The organism is Vulcanibacillus modesticaldus, from assembly GCF_001730235.1.
GTDB lineage: Bacteria > Bacillota > Bacilli > Tepidibacillales > Tepidibacillaceae > Vulcanibacillus > Vulcanibacillus modesticaldus.
The window spans coordinates 15,989-37,950 of the sequence record NZ_MIJF01000015.1; the positions used below are offsets into that span (position 1 = coordinate 15,989).

At 34.0% G+C, this 21,962-nt stretch carries 17 protein-coding genes, 1 other RNA gene and 1 riboswitch; of the genes, 12 read left to right on the forward strand and 6 right to left on the reverse strand.

Annotated elements, in window-relative coordinates; all coding sequences use genetic code 11:
* Window positions 1-39: 39 nt before the first annotated feature.
* The 6 genes from rnr to BHF71_RS04235 all read left to right on the forward strand — a co-directional run bounded on the left by rnr (window position 40) and on the right by BHF71_RS04235 (window position 8,657).
* Window positions 40-2,325, forward strand: coding sequence for a ribonuclease R (gene rnr / locus BHF71_RS04210; RefSeq protein ID WP_069656442.1), 2,286 nt, complete (start codon window positions 40-42; stop codon window positions 2,323-2,325).
* Window positions 2,326-2,543: 218 nt separating this feature from the next.
* The gene (locus tag BHF71_RS04215) at window positions 2,544-4,448 is read left to right on the forward strand and encodes a putative bifunctional diguanylate cyclase/phosphodiesterase (protein ID WP_069656425.1); all 1,905 of its coding nucleotides are present in this window, start codon (window positions 2,544-2,546) and stop codon (window positions 4,446-4,448) included.
* Window positions 4,449-4,572: 124 nt separating this feature from the next.
* Window positions 4,573-5,040, forward strand: a complete 468-nt coding sequence (smpB, locus tag BHF71_RS04220) for an SsrA-binding protein SmpB (RefSeq protein WP_069656426.1) — start codon at window positions 4,573-4,575, stop codon at window positions 5,038-5,040.
* A gap of 88 nt (window positions 5,041-5,128) precedes the next feature.
* Window positions 5,129-5,490: a transfer-messenger RNA gene (gene ssrA, locus BHF71_RS04225) on the forward strand.
* Window positions 5,491-5,697: 207 nt separating this feature from the next.
* Complete coding sequence (locus BHF71_RS04230; protein WP_069656427.1) at window positions 5,698-6,921, forward strand: methyl-accepting chemotaxis protein; 1,224 nt, start codon at window positions 5,698-5,700, stop codon at window positions 6,919-6,921.
* Between the two features lie 112 nt (window positions 6,922-7,033).
* Window positions 7,034-7,122, forward strand: a riboswitch (cyclic di-GMP riboswitch).
* A 116-nt stretch (window positions 7,123-7,238) separates the two neighbouring features.
* Entirely contained in the window at window positions 7,239-8,657 is a 1,419-nt protein-coding gene (locus BHF71_RS04235) for a flagellar assembly protein A (protein ID WP_069656428.1), read from the forward strand.
* Here BHF71_RS04235 and BHF71_RS04240 read toward each other — a convergent pair whose 3' ends face one another.
* The gene (locus tag BHF71_RS04240) at window positions 8,658-9,446 is read right to left on the reverse strand and encodes an ABC transporter permease (protein WP_069656429.1); all 789 of its coding nucleotides are present in this window, start codon (window positions 9,444-9,446) and stop codon (window positions 8,658-8,660) included.
* The gene (locus tag BHF71_RS04245; protein WP_069656430.1) at window positions 9,430-10,089 is read right to left on the reverse strand and encodes an ABC transporter ATP-binding protein; all 660 of its coding nucleotides are present in this window, start codon (window positions 10,087-10,089) and stop codon (window positions 9,430-9,432) included. The genes BHF71_RS04240 and BHF71_RS04245 overlap by 17 nt, the downstream gene beginning before the upstream one ends.
* Window positions 10,090-10,334: 245 nt before the next feature.
* On the opposite strand from BHF71_RS04245, the gene BHF71_RS04250 reads away from it, so the two are divergent.
* On the forward strand, window positions 10,335-10,748 hold the full coding sequence (locus tag BHF71_RS04250) for a NifB/NifX family molybdenum-iron cluster-binding protein (protein WP_069656431.1): 414 nt from the start codon (window positions 10,335-10,337) through the stop codon (window positions 10,746-10,748).
* Window positions 10,749-10,875: 127 nt separating this feature from the next.
* Window positions 10,876-11,316 (forward strand): DUF134 domain-containing protein, encoded by a 441-nt coding sequence (locus BHF71_RS04255; RefSeq protein WP_069656432.1) that lies wholly within the window; start codon window positions 10,876-10,878, stop codon window positions 11,314-11,316.
* Window positions 11,317-11,395: 79 nt separating this feature from the next.
* On the opposite strand, the gene BHF71_RS04260 is transcribed toward BHF71_RS04255, so the two are convergent.
* The gene (locus BHF71_RS04260) at window positions 11,396-12,046 is read right to left on the reverse strand and encodes a glycoside hydrolase domain-containing protein (RefSeq protein WP_069656433.1); all 651 of its coding nucleotides are present in this window, start codon (window positions 12,044-12,046) and stop codon (window positions 11,396-11,398) included.
* 272 nt (window positions 12,047-12,318) lie between these two features.
* Here BHF71_RS04260 and BHF71_RS04265 point away from each other — a divergent pair, with 272 nt between their 5' ends.
* The 3 genes from BHF71_RS04265 to icmF all read left to right on the forward strand — a co-directional run bounded on the left by BHF71_RS04265 (window position 12,319) and on the right by icmF (window position 17,353).
* Window positions 12,319-12,840: a DUF6125 family protein gene (locus BHF71_RS04265; RefSeq protein WP_069656434.1), complete on the forward strand. Its 522-nt coding sequence runs from the start codon at window positions 12,319-12,321 to the stop codon at window positions 12,838-12,840.
* A 40-nt stretch (window positions 12,841-12,880) separates the two neighbouring features.
* Window positions 12,881-14,023 (forward strand): acyl-CoA dehydrogenase, encoded by a 1,143-nt coding sequence (locus BHF71_RS04270; protein WP_069656435.1) that lies wholly within the window; start codon window positions 12,881-12,883, stop codon window positions 14,021-14,023.
* A 102-nt stretch (window positions 14,024-14,125) separates the two neighbouring features.
* Window positions 14,126-17,353 carry a fused isobutyryl-CoA mutase/GTPase IcmF gene (gene icmF, locus BHF71_RS04275; protein WP_069656436.1) on the forward strand — a complete coding sequence of 1,076 codons (3,228 nt, stop codon included), beginning with the start codon at window positions 14,126-14,128 and terminating at the stop codon, window positions 17,351-17,353.
* 93 nt (window positions 17,354-17,446) lie between these two features.
* Here icmF and pckA read toward each other — a convergent pair whose 3' ends face one another.
* A complete protein-coding gene (gene pckA / locus BHF71_RS04280) occupies window positions 17,447-18,982 on the reverse strand; it encodes a phosphoenolpyruvate carboxykinase (ATP) (protein ID WP_069656437.1) in 1,536 nt (511 codons plus the stop codon).
* Window positions 18,983-19,246: 264 nt separating this feature from the next.
* On the opposite strand from pckA, the gene BHF71_RS04285 reads away from it, so the two are divergent.
* The gene (locus tag BHF71_RS04285; RefSeq protein ID WP_069656438.1) at window positions 19,247-20,191 is read left to right on the forward strand and encodes a 4-hydroxy-3-methylbut-2-enyl diphosphate reductase; all 945 of its coding nucleotides are present in this window, start codon (window positions 19,247-19,249) and stop codon (window positions 20,189-20,191) included.
* A 56-nt stretch (window positions 20,192-20,247) separates the two neighbouring features.
* Here the strand turns inward: BHF71_RS04285 and BHF71_RS04290 are convergent, their stop codons facing one another.
* Both BHF71_RS04290 and BHF71_RS04295 read right to left on the reverse strand, forming a co-directional pair.
* Window positions 20,248-21,375 (reverse strand): FG-GAP-like repeat-containing protein, encoded by a 1,128-nt coding sequence (locus BHF71_RS04290; RefSeq protein WP_069656439.1) that lies wholly within the window; start codon window positions 21,373-21,375, stop codon window positions 20,248-20,250.
* Between the two features lie 119 nt (window positions 21,376-21,494).
* Window positions 21,495-21,692: a YgaP family membrane protein gene (locus BHF71_RS04295; RefSeq protein ID WP_069656440.1), complete on the reverse strand. Its 198-nt coding sequence runs from the start codon at window positions 21,690-21,692 to the stop codon at window positions 21,495-21,497.
* Window positions 21,693-21,962 lie beyond the last annotated feature (270 nt).

The following is a 21,962-nucleotide window of genomic DNA, read 5'->3' on the forward strand; positions in this document are numbered from 1 at the left end:
TAAGGAAGTACTAAAAGAAAGGAGGCATTTTTGTTGCAGATCAATAAAGAGAATATATTGGATTTTATGCGAGAAAAATTGTATAAACCGATGAATATTTCGGAATTAGAGGAAGTATTTGAAATCAAAAATGCTCAAAAATTTAAAGAGTTCATAAAATTAATGAATGAACTAGAGGAAAATGGTGAAATAATTAGGACTAGGACGAATCGTTATGGGCTCCCTGAAAAGATGAATTTAGTTAAAGGGAAGCTTCAAGGACATCCTAAGGGGTTTGGTTTTGTAATTCCCGAGGAAAAAGGAGAGCCTGATGTCTATATTCATGCTAATGATATCAACGGTGCTATGAACGGTGATCTAGTATTAGTTAGATTGAGTAAAAAAGCAAGTGGTGCCAGACCAGAAGGCGAAATAATTAGAATTTTAAAACGTGCCAATAAAGAGATTGTTGGAACCTTTACGGAAGGCGAATACTATGGATTTGTTGTTCCTGATGATAAGAGGATATATCAAGATATTTTCATTCCCAAGTCAAAAATAAATGGGGCAGTAGCGGGACATAAAGTAGTCGTTAGGATTGATAAGTATCCTGAAGGTAGAATGAGTCCAGAAGGAGAAGTAGTTGAGATATTGGGTCATAAAAATGATCCAGGAGTTGATATTTTATCGATAATTCGTAAGTATGCTTTACCGGAGGAATTTCCAAATGAAGTTCTAGAAGAAGCCGCAGCAATACCTGACCAAATACCCGAGGAAGAGATTAAGAAAAGGCGTGATCTTCGTGGTAAAAGGATGGTTACGATAGATGGTGAAGATGCAAAGGACTTAGACGATGCTGTTTCGATCGAAAGACTTGGTAATGGTAACTACTTACTTGGTGTACATATTGCAGACGTTAGTTACTACGTTAAAGAAGGTTCTTATTTAGATCGTGAAGCATATAATCGCGGGACAAGCGTTTATCTAGTTGATCGGGTAATTCCAATGTTACCTCATCGTTTATCAAATGGTATATGCTCATTAAATCCTCAAGAAGACCGTCTGGCAATGAGCTGTGAGATGGAAATCACTCCTAAAGGTGAAGTAGTTAATCATGATATTTTTACCAGCGTTATCAGAACTAATGAGAGAATGACTTACACGAATGTAAGAAAAATCTTAGAAGAAGAGCCTCCTGAACTTATGGAAAGATATCAGGATCTAATTGAAGATTTTCGTTTGATGAAAGATTTAGCATTAATTCTTAGAAAAAAACGCCTAAATCGTGGAGCCATCGATTTTGATTTTGAAGAATCAAAGATTATCGTTGATGAGAGTGGAAAGCCTGTTGAAATAAAAAATCGCGAACGAACAATTGCTGAACAAATAATTGAAGAATTCATGTTAATCGCTAATGAAACGGTTGCTGAACATTTTTATTGGCTTCAAGTTCCATTTCTTTACCGAATTCACGAAGATCCTGATCAGGATAAGTTATTTTCCTTTGCTGAATTTATCACGAATTTTGGCTATGTGGTAAAAGGAATAGGGAATAACATTCATCCTAGAGCATTGCAAGCCTTATTGGAAGAGGTTAAAGATACTCCTGAACAAACAATTATCAGTACAGTATTATTAAGGTCGATGAAACAAGCACGTTATGAACCTGAACCTTTAGGACATTTTGGATTATCTGTAGATTATTACTCCCATTTTACATCACCAATTAGACGATATCCTGATTTACAAATTCATCGTATTATTCGGGAAGTTTTAGAAAAAGGTGGGTTATCTCCAGAAAGACATACCTATTTAAATAGCATCATGTCTTCAGTTGCCGAACATTCTTCGGACCGTGAACGCTTAGCTGTAGATGCTGAGCGAGAAACGGAAGAATTAAAGAAAGCTGAATTTATGCTTGATAAGATAGGCGAAGATTTTGAAGGGATAATCAGTAGTGTGACTTCCTTTGGTATGTTTGTAAAATTGGAAAATTCTGTTGAAGGGATGGTTCATGTAAGTTATTTAACAGATGATTATTATTATTACCACGACAAGCAATATGCTTTAATCGGTGAACGGACAGGCAAGGTGTACCGAATAGGTGATATGGTTAAAGTAAAGGTGATCGATGTTAATTTGGATGAACACACTGTTGACTTTCAACTAGTAGATTTTGCTGATAAAAAGTCAAAACTTAAACCCAAAGTGATTGAAAATGGTAAGATAAAGAGCAAGAGAAAAAAGAAAAAGGTTAGTATCATTGAAAAAGAAAAAGATATTAATGTAATCGTAGCAAAGAAGGTAAGAAAAAAGAAAAAATACAGAAATAAAAAGAAGAAATAAAAAGTCACTTTTGTGGCTTTTTATTTTTTGGGAAAATAAGATTAATTATATGGGAAAATAAGATTAATTATAATGGAGTTTTATTTTGATTAGGTAGACTTTTATTGTTGTCGAATTATGACAGAATTTGTCGAATATATAGACAAATCTCGACAAAATTATGTACTATATACACATACTTATTTAATTTGCTAAAGTGAAAATGGGAGATGTCTTATATGCGACACAAAGGTAAATTATTTGCGATAGTTTTAACTTTATTATCTTTGGCAGTGATGATAGTTAGGCGTTATTTGATCTCCGGCCCTTTAAGTTTAAATCAGCTAAGCGAATTTTTTGAAATTGCTTTAATATATGGTATTATCTTTTGGATGATAGGAACGAAGTTTGATAAAACAAAAATGGAAATCATAAAACGTATTCAAATAGAGGAAAAGCTAAAAGAGAGTGAAGAGCGTTATCGTAGTTTAGTCGAAATCTCCCCTCAGATTATCGTCTTACATGGTAATAAAAAAATTATTTATGTTAATCCAGCGGGAATTAGGACAATTGGTGCTGCGAGTATGGATGACTTTGTAGGAAGATCGATATTGGATTTTATTCATCCAGATTACCACCAAATAATTATGGAGCGGTTGAAAAAGGTTCTTGATGGTGAAGATATAGAATTTATAGAATTGAAGTTAATTACTAATGATGGCAGAGAAGTGTTTGTTGAAACTAAGTCATCAATAGTAAAATTTATGGGTGAAAATGTGGTTCTAACCGTGATAAATGATATTAGTAAGCAGAAAAAGTCTGAAGAAAAACTACGCTATTTTGCTTTTTATGATCAATTAACAGGGTTGCCAAATCGTAATAGTTTAGAGAAATATATAAAGAACATTTTAATTCAGAAAGAACAAAGAGTTGCATTTCTTATGATTGATCTTGATCGTTTCAAGTTAATTAATGATACTTATGGTCACCGGGTAGGAGATTTAGTTCTTAAACATGTAGCGGAACTATTGCAAAAATGTATAGGAGATGAAGGACAAATATTTAGATTTGGCGGAGACGAATTTATCTGTATCGTAGAAGAAGCTGTCGAAAGTAAAATTATAGAAGTTGCTCGAAAATTAACTTCTGATCATTATTATCCACTTAATATTAAGGAGCATGAAATTTTTATTTCTTACAGTGTAGGAATCAGTCTTTATCCTATCGATGGATTGGAACAGGAAACATTATTTAAAAAGGCTGATATAGCAATGTATCAAGCTAAAAAAGATGAAGGAAATACCTATCAATTTTATAAAGATGAAATTAAATTTAATTCTTTGCAGAAGATTGAAATAGAAAAAGATCTCAGAAAAGCTTTAGATAATGAAGAATTTGTTTTGAATTATCAACCTAAAATTGATTTATTCTCGGGAGAAATTGTTGGATTAGAGGCATTAATAAGATGGCATCATCCTAATTTAGGGGTCATATCTCCAGTAGATTTCATTCCAGATGCTGAAGAAACAGGTTTAATCGTACCAATTGGAGAATGGGTACTAGAAAATGCGGTTAAGGATGTAAAAGCTCTACATGAAGAAGGTTTTAAGCTTAATGTTGCAGTAAATATTTCTGTCCGACAGTTTTATCAGAGAAATTTTGTAGATATGATAAAAAGGATAATAAAAGAAAATGATTATGATCCTCGATGTTTAGACTTGGAAATAACCGAAAGTATTGTACAAAATGTAGATGAATCAGTGTTGATACTTAAACAGTTAAAAGATTTGGGTATTATGGTTTCAATTGATGATTTTGGGACTGGTTATTCATCCTTAAGTTTATTAAATAAATTACCAATAGATAATTTGAAAATAGATAAAAGCTTTATACAGGAATTAGTCAATGACAAAAGTATGGAGACAATTGTAAAAACGATTATTGCCATGGGGAAAATTTTAAACTTCAAAGTTATTGCTGAAGGAATAGACAATAAACAACAAGTTGATTTTCTAAAACAACAAGAATGTCATATCGGTCAAGGTTATTATTTTAGTCGTCCTATAACAATAAGAGAACTTAAAAAATTAATAACTGTAAAGGCAGTAAAGAAAGATAAAAACATGATGACAATCTCGAAGTGAAAGTTGAAAAGTGAGGCTAGGGTAAAAAAATCCACCGGGTTGGTGGATTTTTACTGTCTTTTCATGCTATAATTTTGTTCTAATGATAATAAAAAGAGTTGGATAAAATAGGGGTGAGCACGATATGAATAAAAAAGGAACAAAAGTTGTAGCACAAAATAGAAAGGCTACTCATGACTATTATATAGAAGATACTTATGAAGCAGGCATCGTGCTTACAGGTACCGAAATAAAATCAATTCGTGCTGGGAAAGCCAATCTCAAGGATAGTTTTGCGCGAATTTCCAATGGTGAAGCATTTATTCATAATATGCATATTAGTCCTTTTGAACATGGTAATCGTTTCAATCATGAACCGACTCGTACAAGAAAATTACTCCTTCATAAAGATGAAATCAATAAACTAATAGGATTAACTAAAGAAAAAGGTTACTCTTTAGTTCCACTAAAACTGTATTTGCGTAACGGATTTGCTAAGCTTGAGCTTGCTTTAGCAAAGGGTAAAAAGTTATATGATAAGCGTCATTCGATTGCTAAGCGTGATGCGGAAAGACAAATTGCGAGGGCGCTACGTGAAAAGCAAAAATACTGATGTAAAAAAATTCATCTTTAAAGATATAGCTGTATATGATATACTAATTGATGCAGTTTTTTATATACAATTTAATATTTTCTTACTTGGGGGCGTTTTGGATTCGACGGGGATAGATCGAGCATCAGTAGCGAGCCGAGGGGCTGCGACCTCGTAAAAACGCGAAGCCAAATGTAACTGGCAAAACTAACAATAACTTCGCATTAGCTGCTTAATTCAGCTTGCGGCTCTACCACTCCATCGCCCATGTGGAGTGACTAGGGTTCAACCGTAGTGGGATACGCGGTTCACCTTCCGTCTGTAGGTTGCCGAAGAGATTAATCAGACTAGTCCATTAGATCGTGGGTTGCTTGGCAGTCTAGTGGATGAAAATTATTCAAGTAACTGCGCTCGGAGAAGCTGATGTGACGATATTCTCGGACAGGGGTTCGATTCCCCTCGCCTCCACCAGATATGAAAAAAGACACCGCGTGAGGTGTCTTTTTTCATATACTAAAGGGGTAAATATTGTTTTAAAAAAAAATGCTATGATATAATTTTTGTGAAATGATAATTGGTAACTTTATTTTGTTTGAACTATGAAAGATAACAGTTAGACTAGGAAAATATGATTTTTTTAAAACTTAATAATAAATTTTCTAGGGAGGGATGAAACAGATGAAGTTGAAGATTTTGTTGCTATCTTTTAGCACGGTATTAGTAACAACTTTTTTGATGTATTTTGTTTCTAACCTACTGTATTCTTTCATTGGTGCAACTATTTTATCCTTGATAATTAGTCTATTATTGATTGATTCTATTTCTACTAGATTAAGAGAACTCAAAAAAGGAGTGGAGGCCATAGCGGCCGGTGATTTAACTGTTCGTTTGCAGGTAACTTCAAACGATGAATTTGCAGATATCGGTAATGCTGTTAATCAAGTGGTCCAAGAATTAAAGACTAAAATTGGAGAAGTTAAAAAAAATTCCGATGAGCTAGAAAATAATATTGCGATAATTAATTCAAGTATCCAACAAACTACGGCTACGATGGAAGAAATTGCAAATTCATTGGATGAGATGACCATTGGAACACAGAACCAAACTAAAGAACTTGAGGAAACTACGATGAATATCAATCAAATATCAAATGTAATTAAGAGAATTGCGGAAAATGGTCAAAACATTACTTCGCTTGCTATTAAATCAGATGAAGATGCTAGGAATGGAAGTAAAAAAATCTTAGAAGTTATCAGAGATATTGAAAAACTTAAAGTTACTATTGATGAAAATGTTGAACAGGTACTGACTTTAAAGAGCAATGCTAATTATATAAATAAAATTGTAGAAGTAATTACTGAGATATCTGAGCAAACAAACTTATTGGCGCTAAATGCTGCAATAGAAGCCGCTAGGGCTGGAGAAGCTGGAGTTGGTTTCGCAATCGTTGCTGATGAAGTTAGAAAATTGGCAGATGAAACTAAAAAATCTACTGAAGAAATAGCTGGCTTAATAAAAACGATTCAAGAAGATGTGAATAATACTTCTTTATCGATTACACATATTAAAAAAGAAATAGATATTGCTCAAGAAAAATCAAGGAGTGGAGAAGAACAGATTCAAAAGATTATATCGGGAGTTGCTAATATTAGGCAAGAAATTGAAAAAATAGCTTTAGAATTAAAAGAAATGTCTTTGGGTAGTGATTCGATAGTTAAATCTACAAATAATATAACAACTGTTTCTGAAGAAATTGCAGCTTCGGCACAAAAAATAACCGTTTCAACGGAAAATACAACATCCTCAATGGAGGAAATAGCAGCAAAAACGGATATTTTAACCGAAATGGTGGCTAAGATGAGAGGTTCTATTGAAGAATTTACATTAAATAGTATTAAATAATCAAGGAAAGATATAAATTTTGTAAAATCGTTGTGATAATTGTCGGAATATGGTAAACTTAGAACAATAAAGAGAACAAGAATCCTTTAATAAATTAAAGATATTACAATAAAATTGAAAAAGGCGAACTTTTCCGAAAGGTAAGGGTGCAAAGTCATGGGCCTAAGGAAATGATTTATCTATGGTCACCAGACTGCCATTATGACTATCAAGCTATTATAGGTCGTAACTAATAGGATGGCTATAAGGGTACCCTTTACTAACAGGGTACTTTTTTTAAAATATTTTCAAATAATATCACTTAGGATGTGATATCTATGGTCAAAAGTTTAGGTATTGAAGAGTTATCAAAGATGGTATTAGTTTCTATCACTGATTCTGGTTTAGCTGCAACCCTTAAGTTTAATACTATGGAGTTTGACGATGAATGGATTTCCTATGAATCTATGAAGTCCTTTTTGGAAGAGCAAAATGTCGTTTTTGGAGTTGATGAAAAATTATTGGCAGAGATATGTTCCAATCCTAAGAACTATCTTAAAAAAGAGATAGTAATAGCTAGAGGTACAGCACCAGTTAATGGACAGGATGGTTATATTGTTTGGGAAGTTAATAAAGATCAAACAAAAAAACCAAAAGTGTTAGGAGATGGAAGTGTTGATTTTTATTCAATAAATGGGGTAACCAATCTAAAAAAAGGACAGTTAATTGCAAGAAGGATTGCGGCTACGGAAGGAGTACCGGGAAAAAGTGTTACCGGTAAAGAGATACCTGCTAAAAATGGTAAAAATGTTTATTGTAAACTAGGGAAAAATGTTGTTATTAATGATACTAAAGATAGAGTATACTCCGCTATTGACGGACAACTAGTTATTACAGAAAAGGAAAAAATTAATGTCTTCCCAATATACGAAATTAATGGTGATGTTGATTTAAGTATTGGAAATATTGATTTTGTAGGTTCGGTAGTTATTAGAGGAAACGTACTTGATGGTTTTAAAATTCGGGCCGATGGAGATATCAAAGTTTATGGAAATGTAGAAGGTGCAGAGTTAATAGCAGGCGGTGACATTTACGTTAAGCAGGGAGTGTTAGGGCATAAAAAATCTTACATTAAAACTCACAAAAATTTTCAAGCTTCATTTATCCTTGATGGGGATGTTCATGCAGGTGAAGATGTTATAGTTTCTACTAGTATTATGCATAGTAATGTAAGCGCTGGTAAGAGAATTATATGCAAGGGTAGTAAAGGGATAATTGTAGGAGGTAAAGTTCAAGCTGGAGACTCCGTAACTGCAGATGTCGTTGGGAACGAACTAGCAACTTCAACAATTGTTGAAGTTGGGATTGATCCTGAATTAAGAAAGGAATTGAACGAGATTTTATCGGAGAAAAAGGAGTTGGGCAATTCTTTAGATAAAGTGACTAAAGGAATGCGCTTACTTGAACAAATGGAAAAGATGGGGAAAACTTTGCCGCCTGACAGGAAGATGTTAAAAATAAAATTAATCGACCAAAAATTAGTTATTGAGAGAAGGGTCAAGGAGATTGCCTCTCGTGAAAAAGAAATTCAGGAACAAATTGATAAGTTTGATCATGCTTATATCGAGATATTAAATACAGTTTATCCTGGAACAAAATTAATACTAGGAAATGTAGCTAAATTTATTATTAAAAACCATCAACGTGTTAAATTTGTTTTAGAAGATGGTGTCATTTCTACTAAAATATTGCGATAATTACTCATAATCTAGTTCAAGCTGTTGACTTTCGTTAAAGAAAGTTTTATAACCTAACTGAACAAATAGGATTACGGATAGGGTGACACTTCCGATGATTCCTAGCATGATGGCGATTTGGTACTCAATGGCACTTAATGGTGATATACCCGATAGTATTTGACCGGTCATCATTCCCGGTAAAAATACAATTCCCATCCCAACCATTGAATTGATTGACGGGAGTATTGCAGAATAAAAAGCTGAATCAATTATCTGTTTTACAGCCATTTTTGGTTTAGCACCTAGCATTAGAGCTCCTTCAATTACGTTTTTTTGTGAGTAAATGCCGTCTATTAACTTGGTTACCCCAAGAGTAATACCTGTCATTGAATTACCAATAATCATACCAGCTAAGGGAATAAAGTATCTTGGTTCATACCATGGGGTTATATTAATAACTATTAAAATAAAATAAAAAAGGCTAATTGAAGTACCTATTACCATAGAAAAGGTGATAATTTTTCTTAACTTTTGTGAGAGTCGAACTTTAACACGTTTAAAAATATTATTTATTGCGAAGATTTCCATGATTAATATTACTAGTAATGTGTATAAAGGGTGACGATTTTCAAAAAGAAAGACAAGGATATATCCTGTAATGACCAATTGTAAGGTCATGCGTGTAGTAGCAATAAGGATTTCCTTTTCTTTTGGGATCTTATTTATCTTAACGATTAGCAACAATAATAAAATAAATACATAAGCTGTTAATATTTGCCATACTTGAAGATCAATAATTTTTTCCATCAGTTATCTTTACCTCATTGTTTTTAATTTTACCCTTTTCAATTACAATTATATTATCAGAAAAAGTATCAGCTACTTTGGAAGAATGGGTAATCATTACTAAAGTTTTGCCTTTTCTTTTGATGTACTGAACTAGATTTTCGATAACGTATTTTTCTGTTTCTTCATCTAATGCAGAAGATGGTTCATCAAGCAGGAAAACTTCAGGTTCCATCAATAAAATCCTTCCAAGTGCCAGTCTTTGTTTTTCGCCACCAGATAGATTGTTAGCATTGTCATTCAGATCTTTTTCTAAATAAACCGTCTTAAGGACTTCTAATAATTTATTATTGTCAACATTTGGTTTTTCTGAAAATTGTAATCCGATTAGTAAATTATCTTTTACCGTTCCCATGAATATAGGCGGATTTTGGGGTAACATTACTACTTCTCTTCTTAGTTTAATAGGGTCTATTTCTTCCAAGGATTGGCCTTTAAAAAATATCTCTCCACCATCACAGTTAATCATTTTGTTTAATAGTTTTAATAGTGTTGTCTTTCCACTACCACTTTCGCCAACGATGGAAGTTATTCTTTGTTTTGGAATTGTAAGTTTATCAATTTGTAATATATCTTTGTATTTAACACCCATTAAATTAAACATAAGTTTATCTCCTTCAAATAGAAAGTGATAGATAATTAATTGCATTAATGTTTATGCTTACAGAATAAATTGTATCGTATATTTAGAGAAATAGACAATTACTTATTTTTTAAAATATGTACCGTAGGGTACATATTTTTTTATGGAAATATAAGTTATTGGCATTTGACAAAAACATAAAGAAAAGAATATAATATAATTAGCATATGCCAAAAATATTTTATATTATAATGGAGGAATGGGTAATGAAAATTGCGGTTGCTACTGAAGGTCACTCTGTGAGCGGACATTTTGGACACAGTGAAGGATTTACCATCTTTGTGATTGAGGATGGCAAGGTTTTAGAAAAAGAGTTTATTAAAAGTCCAGGACACAAACCAGGATTTCTTCCTTTATTCCTGAAAGAAAAAGAAGTTGATGCAGTGATTGCAGGAAATATGGGAAACCGTGCACAGCAATTATTTAATGAAAGTGATATTAAAGTTTTTTGTGGTGTTAATGGTTTAGTAGATGATGTGATTGACTCATATTTAAAAGGAGAACTTAAGGAGGGTGGTTGTGAAGGACATCACCATCATGGTCACGACCATCATCACCATGGGCACCATCATCACGGTCATCACCATCATCATCATGGTCATAATCATGAAGATAAATAATTTTGATAATACTTTAATGTTTTTTGGTTGAATCCCAAACTCGGAATTAGTTATATTATTTTATATAATATATACTAGTTCCGAGATTAATTTTTATTATTTAAGAAATACAAAGAGAGGGAAAGAGATGCCAAGACCAAAAAAATGCAGAAGAGTGGAATATTTCCCTGAGAACACCTATTTCATACCCCATGAAAAACGAAATTGTGAGGTAGTAGAAATCATTTTGAAGGTAGAAGAACTTGAAGCAATGAGATTGAAAGATATTGAAGGTTTGAACCAAGAGGCTTGTGCAGAAAAGATGCAAGTATCTCGTCAAACATTTCAAAATATCATTGCCAGTGCTAGAAAGAAAGTCGCTTTAGCTTTAATCGAAGGCAAAGCGATTAAAATAAGTGGTGGGAATTATTCGTTAAAAGAGTGTAAATTTGATTGTCAAAGTTGCGGTAATATTTATGAGGTTAATTTTGATACTGACAAATCAACTTGTCCATCATGTGGTTCTCACAAAGTAGTTTGTGTTAAGAAACATAAGTTTTGTCGCCAATCCTGTATTTATGTGGATTAAAAGAAAAATAGAAATATCGAAGAATTTTAGATGCTATCTTCAATATTTCTTTGGCTAAAACTATTATTTGAATTGGTATTCACCAAAGATTATTGTACAATCTTTTATCAATAAGGTTTGTGTCTATATGACATTCTTTTGAATCCCTTCCATATTGCCATGCCCAAACATTGGCGTCGCATGGAGGGAATGAAGGATTAAATTTTGGTGCCTCCTTCTCTTTGCTCACCCCTGGTTCTGGCTCTGCACTCCAAAGAATTGTTTGTACTTTTACTTTTTCATTTTTCTTAATCGCTTCACAATATGCTGTGCTAAAATCTCCCTTTGTAGGATCAACATATAGTCCAGGTCTATATCCGCTTGGATAGAAGGTATCTACCCATCCTCGAATCCATGATTCATCAACTTTAAAAAAATTTTCGATATTTGCAAAGATAAAAGTACCTTTTGGCACAGCGAAGCGTTGGGCGTTAAAAATAGCATTACGGGCAACAATTTGTCCTTTTTTATAACCAATAGCTTCCTTAAATTTATTATAGATTGGTATTATCTTGATTCCTTTTTGATGTAAATACTTCACTTCTTCTAATGTTAGTCCATCACTGACATTTTTAATGCTTATAAGGTAGCGTCCCCAAAATTTTGGTTTTCCATAATTTTTGACTACGCAATCATATAGAGTATCAGTAACTTTACTCGCAGAATCAACACCCCAAATGTATATTGCCATTTAATCACTCTCCCTTTTTTAATTGAAACAATCATTATATGTATATGTTTATCTAGTTTTTTTTGCAACAATTTGGTGGTAAAAGATTGATTAGTTATTTATTCAAACAAGACAAAATTTGATATAATATATTTATAATTTTAAGAAAATTAAGAAATATGACATTTTTTATCAAATGTTAAAGAGCGGATTGTAAAGGGATGGAGGTGGAAGATCGTTGACCACGTTGCATTACGGCAGGATGTAACAGATATGGTTAACGGTTAAATTTGATGGAAATTAGTGATCTTTCACGGGAAGAATTATTAAAATTGGTCGAAGATTTTGGAAAGAGATGGTTGGCGCATGACGGTTTATGGTTTCAGGCTATTGAACGTAGTCATGGAATGGATGAGGCGATCGAGAAGGATATTGAAGCATGGGAACGTTTCACAGAAATCGAAGCAAAACGTATAAAGAAATTTTTACGATTACCAGAGAGCGGTGGACTTGAAGCATTAGAAAAAGCTTTAAATTTCCGGCTGTATGCAGTTATTAATAAGCAAGAAATGATACGTGAGGATAAGAATACATTAGTCTTTCGGATGAATGAGTGTCGAGTGCAAGAAGCTCGTAAGAGAAAGAAGATGCCTCTTTTTCCATGTAAGCCTGTCGGTATTGTTGAATATTCAGGATTTGCTAAAACGATAGATTCACGAATTCAGACAGAAGTTATCTCCTGTCCTCCTGATGAAACAGATGAAAACTATTATTGCGCTTGGAAATTTACGCTTGATGAACAGAATGAAAAATAATTTATTTTATTAAAAAAATAAAAAGATAGGGGATGGTATTATGAATTTTCATTTAACTGAAGAACAAGAGATGCTTCGTAAAATGGTTAGAGAATTTGCAGAAAATGAGGTGGTACCAACTGCAGGGGATAGGGACGAAAAGGAATATTTCGATCATTCCATTTTTGAACAAATGGCTGAATTAGGGATAACTGGAATCCCATGGCCAGAGAAGTATGGTGGTGCTGGGGCAAATTTTATGAGTTATGTGATTGCCGTAGAGGAATTATCTCGTGTTGATGCTTCAATTGGGGTAACCTTATCAGCACATGTATCTTTAGGAAGTTGGCCTATATATAAATTTGGCACGGAGGAACAAAAGCAAAAATATTTACGTCCGTTAGCAGAAGGAAAGAAGATAGGAGCTTTTGCTTTAACGGAAAATGGTGCTGGTTCTGATGCTGGTAGTTTAAAGACACGTGCTGTAAAAGATGGGGATGATTATCTCCTTGAAGGAAATAAGATTTTTATTACAAACGGTGAGGTAGCTGATATTTATATAGTTTTTGCTTCAACCGACTCTACAAAAAAACATAAGGGAATAAGTGCATTTATTGTCGAAAAGGGGATGCCAGGTTTTTCCTTTGGAAAAAAAGAAAAAAAATTAGGGATACGCGCTTCTACAACTGTTGAACTTCGTTTTGATCAAGTTCGGGTTCCTAAAGAAAATCTATTAGGGCAAGAGGGTGAAGGATTTAAGATTGCAATGATGACACTTGATGGTGGCAGAAATGGTATTGCTGCTCAAGCAGTTGGAATTGCCCAAGGTGCTCTTGATGAAGCTTTAAATTATGCAAAAGAGAGAGTTCAGTTTGGCAAACCAATAGCTAAACAACAAGCTATCCAATTCAAATTGGCTGATATGGCTTCAAAAGTTGAAGCAGCAAGATTATTAACTTATCAAGCAGCATGGTTAGAAGATAACGGGTTACCATATGGTAAACAATCGGCAATGGCTAAGTTGATGGCAGGGGACATTGCCATGGAAGTCACAACTGATGCAGTACAGATCTTTGGTGGATACGGTTATACAAGGGATTATCCAGTGGAAAGAATGATGCGAGATGCTAAGATAACTCAGATTTATGAAGGGACAAATGAAATACAGAGGATTGTTATTGCGAATTATTTGTTAAAAGAGTAACCAATATTTATCTTCTCAAGAAAGCAAAAGGAGGTGTAATCCGTTGGCTTAATTTGTGCCTCGCTTTCTGAAACAAAATCGGATCTAAGTCAACGGGATTATATGGAGACAGAATTATATCGGCCTAAAAATAAAATCCGTTTCGTAACAGCTTCTAGCCTTTTTGATGGCCACGATGCTTCTATCAATATTTTTCGCCGCTTGTTGCAACAAGCAGGGGTCGAAGTGATTCATTTAGGACATAACCGTTCTGTTGAAGAAGTAGTTAACGCGGCGATTGATGAAGATGTTCAAGGAATTGCTCTGACTTCTTATCAAGGTGGACATATAGAATACTTTAAGTATGTCTATGACATGTTACAAGAAAATGGTGCAGGGCATATTAAAATTTTCGGTGGTGGCGGTGGAGTAATAGTTCCCGATGAGATCAAAGAATTACAGGATTATGGTATCGCTAAAATATTTTCTCCTGAAGATGGACGTAAAATGGGGCTATATGGAATGATCAACTATATGCTTAAAATGACCGACTATTCTCTAACAGATGATCTACCATTTGAAATAAATATTAATAAATTAAGGAAAAAAAATCACTTAGATATCGCTCGTTTGATTACCTTAGCAGAAAAGGAAATATCTGATGATAGTCCTAACGAATATCAACTTAATATCAAGCAAGAACTTGAAAAGCTAGATTTAAAAATACCGGTAATCGGGATTACCGGTACAGGAGGAGCTGGTAAAAGTTCATTGACAGATGAACTAATCAGACGATTTATCAATGATTTTCCAGATAAGAGAATTGCTATTTTGTCAGTTGATCCTACCAAACAAAAAACAGGTGGGGCTCTCTTAGGGGACCGTATTCGGATGAATGCAATCAATAGTGATCGCGTATATATGAGAAGTTTAGCTACGCGTGAATCGCATTCAGAATTAAGTTTAGCTATAAGAGAAGCTATCCTAGTTGTAAAAGCAGCAGGTTTTGATTTGATAATTATAGAGACAAGTGGAATTGGCCAAGGGGATATGAAAATTATCGAGGTTTCTGACCTATCTGTTTATGTTATGACTAGTGAGTACGGTGCTCCAACTCAGCTAGAGAAAATTGATATGCTAGATTTCGCAGATTTTATCGTAATTAATAAATTTGATCGAAAGGGTTCTGAAGATGCTTTAAGAGATGTACGAAAACAATATAAACGTAATCATCAAAAATTTGAAGAAGTTGATGAAAAATTACCGATTTATGGTACGATAGCTAGCCAATTTAATGACTATGGGACTAATAGATTTTATCGAGCTTTGGTAGAAAGACTGAACGAAATAAATGATTTTAAGTGGGAACCACAATTGGTTGTAAAGTTACGTGATAATAAAAAGAACCAAATCATTCCTCCTGAGCGAGAACAATATCTATATGAAATTGCAAATACATTAAGAGAGTATCGCCGCTTTACTGATCAGCAAGTTAATTTGGCACGCAGAATATATCAATTGAATGGTGCAAGAGATATTCTAGTAGAAAAGTATGGTCCCGACCATCAAGCTGTTCAATCGATTGAAAATGAAATTAAAGAGATTGAGGACCTTCTCCATCCCGAAACAAAGAAAAAGTTAGAACTTTGGCCTAGTTTGAAGGAAGAATACCAAAACGATACGTTGTTCACAACCACATTATCTGGAACTAGAATTCCTAAAGTAGCTCTCCCTAAATATGAGGATTATGGGGAAATATTAAAGTGGTGTATGAAAGAAAATGTTCCTGGGTCATTTCCGTTTACTGCTGGGGTTTTTCCATTTAAACGTACCGAAGAAGATCCAAAACGTCAGTTTGCAGGTGAAGGTTCTCCTGAAAGAACGAATCGCAGATTTCATTATCTATCTAAAGATGATAAAGCTAAACGCCTAAGTACAGCTTTTGATAGCGTAACGCTTTATGGTGAGGATCCCGATTATCGTCCAGATATTTATGGAAAAATAGGTGAAAGTGGAGTAAGTGTTGCTACTCTCGATGATATGAAAAAGTTGTATGCTGGTTTCGACTTATGTGCTCCGAACACCAGTGTATCAATGACGATTAATGGACCTGCTCCAATAATGTTAGCGATGTTTTTAAATACTGCTATTGATCAACAAGTGGAAAAATTTATTCAGGAAAATAAAAGACATCCAAACGAGCAAGAATACGAAGAAATTAAAGAGAGGACATTACAAACTGTTCGGGGAACAGTGCAAGCAGATATTTTGAAAGAAGATCAAGGACAAAATACTTGTATATTTTCAACGGAATTTGCTTTAAAAATGATGGGGGATATCCAGCAGTATTTCATAGATCATAAGGTACGTAATTATTATTCTGTAAGTATTAGTGGATATCATATTGCCGAAGCTGGAGCAAATCCAATTTCTCAATTGGCTTTTACTTTAGCAAATGGATTCACCTATGTGGAATACTACTTGAGCCGTGGAATGAAAATTGATGATTTTGCACCTAATCTATCATTCTTCTTCAGTAATGGGCTTGATGCAGAGTATTCAGTATTAGGAAGGGTTGCAAGACGAATCTGGTCAGTAGTAATGAAGAATAAATATGGTGCTAACGAAAGATCCCAAAAATTGAAGTATCATATTCAAACTTCGGGACGCTCTCTTCACGCGATGGAAATTGATTTTAACGACATTAGAACCACTTTACAAGCTTTGATGGCGTTATATGATAATTGTAATTCACTTCATACCAATGCTTATGATGAAGCTATTACCACCCCAACTGAACATTCTGTTAGAAGGGCGATGGCAATTCAATTAATCATTACAAAAGAGTTGGGTTTGGCTAAAAATGAAAATCCATTACAGGGCTCATTTATTATTGAAGAATTGACAGATTTAGTGGAGGAGGCAGTTATTAAAGAATTCGAGCGAATCAGTGCTCGTGGTGGGGTTTTAGGAGCAATGGAAACTGTTTATCAACGTAGCAAGATCCAAGAAGAGTCAATGTTATATGAAGCGAAAAAACATTCAGGTGAGTTACCGATCATTGGGGTTAATACTTTCTTGAATCCTAATAATAATATTGAAAATGAAATTTCGACGATTGAATTGGCAAGAGCAACTAAGGAGGAGAAGGAATTACAGATTAGGAACTTAAAGGCTTTCCATGAAAAACACAAGGAAGAGGCTCAAGAGGCACTACGCCGTCTACAAGAAGTTGTAGTAAACGGAGAAAATATTTTTGCTGAATTAATGAATACAGTTCGAGTGGCCTCATTAGGGCAAATTACCAAAGCATTGTATCAAGTAGGAGGGCAATACAGGAGGAATATGTAATAAAGACCCCATGCAGTGAACTGACCCCTGTTAAGTAGACAGGGGTTAGTTCATGATAAAGGGTCTTGTTTTTTCTATTGTATGAATTAGTTATTATTTATATTTAGGAGCGGCAGATTTGATTGCCTCAGAAACGTTAGGAAATTTTTTGAAATTCTCCACAAAACGTCTAGCTAAATCATTAGCTTGACGATCATAGGATTCTTTATCAGTCCAAGTGTTTTTAGGCTGTAATACTTCGTTTGGTACCCCATCAATATGGCTAGGAATACTTAAACCAAAGATTGGGTCTTTCACAAATTCAGACTTTTCAATTGATCCGTTAATTGCTGCACTAACCATTGCTCTAGTATAGGAAATCTTCATCCGTTGACCTACACCATACGGGCCACCAGACCAGCCAGTGTTTACTAAATATACTCTAGCATTATGCTTAGATATTTTTTCACCTAGCATTTCTGCATATTTCGTTGGTTCTAAAGGTAAGAATGGCTCACCAAAGCAAGTTGAGAAAGTTGCTTCTGGTTCAGTAATTCCACGCTCTGTTCCAGCTAATTTACTGGTGTAACCAGATAAGAAATGATACATAGCTTGTTCTTTAGTTAATTTTGAGATTGGAGGTAATACTCCAAAAGCGTCGGCTGTTAAAAAGATAATAACATTTGGATGTCCGGCTTTGCTTGGAATTACTGCTCCTGGAATATGATTGATAGGATAAGCGGCACGTGTGTTTTCGGTCAGTTCATCACTATCAAAATCTAAATTTCTTTCTTGATCCATGACAACATTTTCTAATACACTTCCAAACTTAATTGCATTCCATATCTGTGGTTCATTCTCTTTGGATAAACGGATACATTTTGCATAGCAACCGCCTTCGATGTTAAATATACCATCTTCGGACCAGCCATGTTCATCGTCACCAATCAAATGACGGTTAGGATCTGCAGAAAGAGTGGTTTTACCTGTGCCTGATAATCCAAAAAATAGGGCAACATCTCCCTCTTTACCCACATTGGCTGAACAATGCATCGAGAGAACATTTTTTTGAGGTAAAATGTAATTCATTACACTGAAAATCGATTTTTTCATCTCACCGGCATATTCAGTACCACCTATAAGTACGATTTTTTCCTTGAAATTAATCATTATAAAAGCTTCTGAATTCGTTCCATCGATAGCTGGGTTAGCTTTAAAACCAGGTGCGGATATTAGTGTGAACTCGGGGGTATGATTTTCCAATTCCTTTTCTGTTGGACGAATGAATAATTGATGAGCAAATAAATTATGCCAAGCGAATTCGTTTATTACTCTAATGGGCAATCTAAAATTAGGGTCAGCCCCTGCGTATCCATCGAAGATAAATAGTTCTTTATCTTTTAAATAATCCAACACCTTTTGATAAAGGTTTTGGAATACTTCCTTGTTAATTGGCTTGTTAACCTTTCCCCAAGCAATCATATCATGGTATTGTTCTTCATCTACAATAAAACGATCTTGAGGTGAACGTCCTGTATATTTACCAGTAGTGGTTCGGAAGGCACCGGTTTTAGTAAGTACTCCTTCTTGGCGTCTTAAAGAGTGTTCGATAAGTTGCGGTACAGTTAAATTGTTATAATGAGTTGACATGATTTAATCTCTCCATTTCTTCTGAATTATTTATTTTTTTATAATATTTTAGAATATTTTAAAAATAAGATATACTACTGCGAATTATGTTATATAATACTCAAGAAAATTATAATTTAGTATAACACAAAAATGCAATATATAACTATAAAAATAAAAAAATCGGGTAGTAATAATAAAATGCGACGAAAAATATGACTAAAGTTGTGTTTTTTGCAAGGGATGTTACAATATCTATGAAACAAACTGTTAGGGGGAACTTGGATGAATGTGATTAAAATTTCTCCACGGGGCTATTGTCACGGTGTTGTCGATGCAATGGTGATAGCTAAAAAGGCTACAATGGATGCTTCATTGCCCAGACCGATTTATATTTTAGGAATGATCGTACATAATCAATATGTGGTAGATGCCTTTAATGATTTAAATGTTATTTCATTAGACGGTAAAGACCGTTTATCTCTACTAGATCAAATAGATAAGGGTACAGTTATTTTTACAGCTCATGGTATATCGAAAGAAGTGAGGAAGAAAGCTGAAGAAAAGGGGTTAACTGTAATTGACGCTACTTGTCCTGATGTGACAAAAACTCATAATTTAATTGAAGAAAAAACAGAGGCGGGATATGAGATAGTATATATTGGGAAAAAGGGTCATCCTGAACCAGAAGGAGCCCTTGGGGTTGCTCCAAAACACGTTCATTTAGTTTCCAATGAAGATGATGTAGATAAACTATCTTTGGATTCAAAAAAGATTTTGGTGATGAATCAAACGACAATGAGTCAATGGGATATTGCTAATATTATTGATAAAATAGTTGAAAAATATCCACATGCTGAGATCTATAATGAAATATGTATGGCAACCCAGTCAAGGCAAGAGGCAGTAGCAAAGCAGGCTAAAGGTAGTGACTTAGTAATCGTTGTAGGTGATCCTAAGAGTAATAACACTAATCGCTTAGCACAGGTCGCTGAAAAAGTTGCTAAGGTAAAAGCGCATCGTATTGCAGAACTGGCAGAATTAGATATTGAATGGTTGAAGGGGAAAAAGACAGTTGCAGTAACAGCTGGTGCTTCAACTCCTACCTTATTAACAAAAGAAGTTATTGATTTCTTGGAACAATTTGATGAAAATGATCCTAAAACTTGGGAGAAGAAAGTAAATGTTGATAGGAGTAAAATCCTCCCTAAAATAAGACCGAAGATATAAAATAATGATGTAATTTGAAAAGGAACCTCTTGGGCGTGAGGTTCCTATATTTATGATTAATCAATATTCACTACATATACAATCCCTGGTTTCTTCAAAATTTCTCTTGGTGCCCCGATAATTAAGCTGTCTTTATCTTCTTTGTTTACTTTACCAGAAGTAATTGCGAAGCCAAATTGATCTTTTTCTTCCCTACCATACCAACGATGTAGCAGTTTACTATCCATTGCACTATAAATGGAAACTTGGCCAGTATATTTTTTGCGGCGATGGTTAGAATCAAAAGCTCCTAATATCAATTCTTTTACTCCATCTCCATTAATATCTCCGGCAGTCATGGTCTCTCCAAATCCAATATCAACTTCATCATTATTAATATCATTAAAATGCCTATAATATTGACCGAATATAGAAACTTTATTTCCCCTTAAATCTTTTGTTGTTATTATTAGTTCTTTTACACTGTCCCCATTGATATCCTCAGCAAAAACCATTGTACCAAATCCGGGCTCACCTGAAAATTTATGATCAAGCCAACCAAATTTTACTGAATATACAAAAACCTCCCCTTTAGGTATTCCAGGTGTCCCTATAATCACTTCTTCTATACCATCGTTATTAAGGTCAGCAGTGGTTACTGCAGTACCAAAGTCACAGTGTTCTCTAGGTAATAAAGAGGAATATTCCTTTAATAAAGTTCCCTTTTGACCGCTGAAAACATAAACCCTTCCTTTACCACCATTAATAGGTTGTGGAGCTCCAATTATAATATCATCAATGCCATCACCATCTACATCTCCAGCAGCAATTGCAAAGCCAAAAGCATCGTATTTTCTGTTGCTTTTCCAGTGGAATAAGGTTTTGTTTTCATTATATGAAAAAACCTTCACTTCACCAGAGAGGTCTCGATAGGTGATAGCAATTATTATTTCATCAATTTGATCAGTATTAATATCTTTTGTTAGTATCCGTATGGTGTTAACTTTTTTCTTACCTATTCTAATAGTTTTTAACAACTTATATGATCTACTTGAGTAAATACTAATTATTCCACCTTTTTGATTGCTGACAGAAGCTACAAGTATTTCATTAATACCATCACCATTAATATCTCCCAAAGCAACGGAGGACCCAAATGAATCCCGCTTAATATTTCCAGTAAGTGTACGAATATTTAAGCTCAAAGATACCCCCTCCTGAATTTGGGCTTTTGTAACAGATTATTCATCAGACAAAAAAATGTGAATTGTTTATTAAAAAAATACAACCTACCAAGAAATCTAGGTAGGTTGTACTTAACAATTTAATCTTCTTTAGTTGGGCATGTGCTAATTCCAAATAAGGAATACAAAGGACAATATTTAAATAATGCTGTGAAAATAGGAATTAATCCCACCCAACCAATGTTTTTGAAAGATAAATCGGTAAATAAAAGTGATAATAATATTATTCCGATAGCAAATCTAATCCAGCGATCAATATTTCCTACATTTTTTTTCATCAATATCACCCTCTCGATATTTTACGTATTGTCAAAAGTTTTATAGATTATTGTGTCAAAAACCTTGTTGTTATTGAAAAATTTATATTAAGGTATTGCCACCCCCTCAATTTAAGGGTAATTTTTAGTTGACCATTCAAAAAATTACTCAAACAAAGGAGGCGGCAAACTTGATGTCTAAAGTTATTTCTTTGTTGCTACTATACATTGAGGTTCAAAATAAAATCATTGTTTATTTGATGGGGGCATTGCTTGGTAAGAATTCTCTTC

Bases quoted from the DNA above. Each gene is read 5' to 3' on its own strand.
- BHF71_RS04215 (WP_069656425.1), top strand. From the start codon at position 2,544: ATGCGACACAAAGGTAAATTATTTGCGATAGTTTTAACTTTATTATCT.
- smpB (WP_069656426.1), top strand. From the start codon at position 4,573: ATGAATAAAAAAGGAACAAAAGTTGTAGCACAAAATAGAAAGGCTACT.
- BHF71_RS04230 (WP_069656427.1), top strand. From the start codon at position 5,698: ATGAAGTTGAAGATTTTGTTGCTATCTTTTAGCACGGTATTAGTAACA.
- BHF71_RS04235 (WP_069656428.1), top strand. From the start codon at position 7,239: ATGGTCAAAAGTTTAGGTATTGAAGAGTTATCAAAGATGGTATTAGTT.
- BHF71_RS04240 (WP_069656429.1), bottom strand. From the start codon at position 9,446: ATGGAAAAAATTATTGATCTTCAAGTATGGCAAATATTAACAGCTTAT.
- BHF71_RS04245 (WP_069656430.1), bottom strand. From the start codon at position 10,089: ATGTTTAATTTAATGGGTGTTAAATACAAAGATATATTACAAATTGAT.
- BHF71_RS04250 (WP_069656431.1), top strand. From the start codon at position 10,335: ATGAAAATTGCGGTTGCTACTGAAGGTCACTCTGTGAGCGGACATTTT.
- BHF71_RS04255 (WP_069656432.1), top strand. From the start codon at position 10,876: ATGCCAAGACCAAAAAAATGCAGAAGAGTGGAATATTTCCCTGAGAAC.
- BHF71_RS04260 (WP_069656433.1), bottom strand. From the start codon at position 12,046: ATGGCAATATACATTTGGGGTGTTGATTCTGCGAGTAAAGTTACTGAT.
- BHF71_RS04265 (WP_069656434.1), top strand. From the start codon at position 12,319: ATGGAAATTAGTGATCTTTCACGGGAAGAATTATTAAAATTGGTCGAA.
- BHF71_RS04270 (WP_069656435.1), top strand. From the start codon at position 12,881: ATGAATTTTCATTTAACTGAAGAACAAGAGATGCTTCGTAAAATGGTT.
- icmF (WP_069656436.1), top strand. From the start codon at position 14,126: ATGGAGACAGAATTATATCGGCCTAAAAATAAAATCCGTTTCGTAACA.
- pckA (WP_069656437.1), bottom strand. From the start codon at position 18,982: ATGTCAACTCATTATAACAATTTAACTGTACCGCAACTTATCGAACAC.
- BHF71_RS04285 (WP_069656438.1), top strand. From the start codon at position 19,247: ATGAATGTGATTAAAATTTCTCCACGGGGCTATTGTCACGGTGTTGTC.
- BHF71_RS04295 (WP_069656440.1), bottom strand. From the start codon at position 21,692: ATGAAAAAAAATGTAGGAAATATTGATCGCTGGATTAGATTTGCTATC.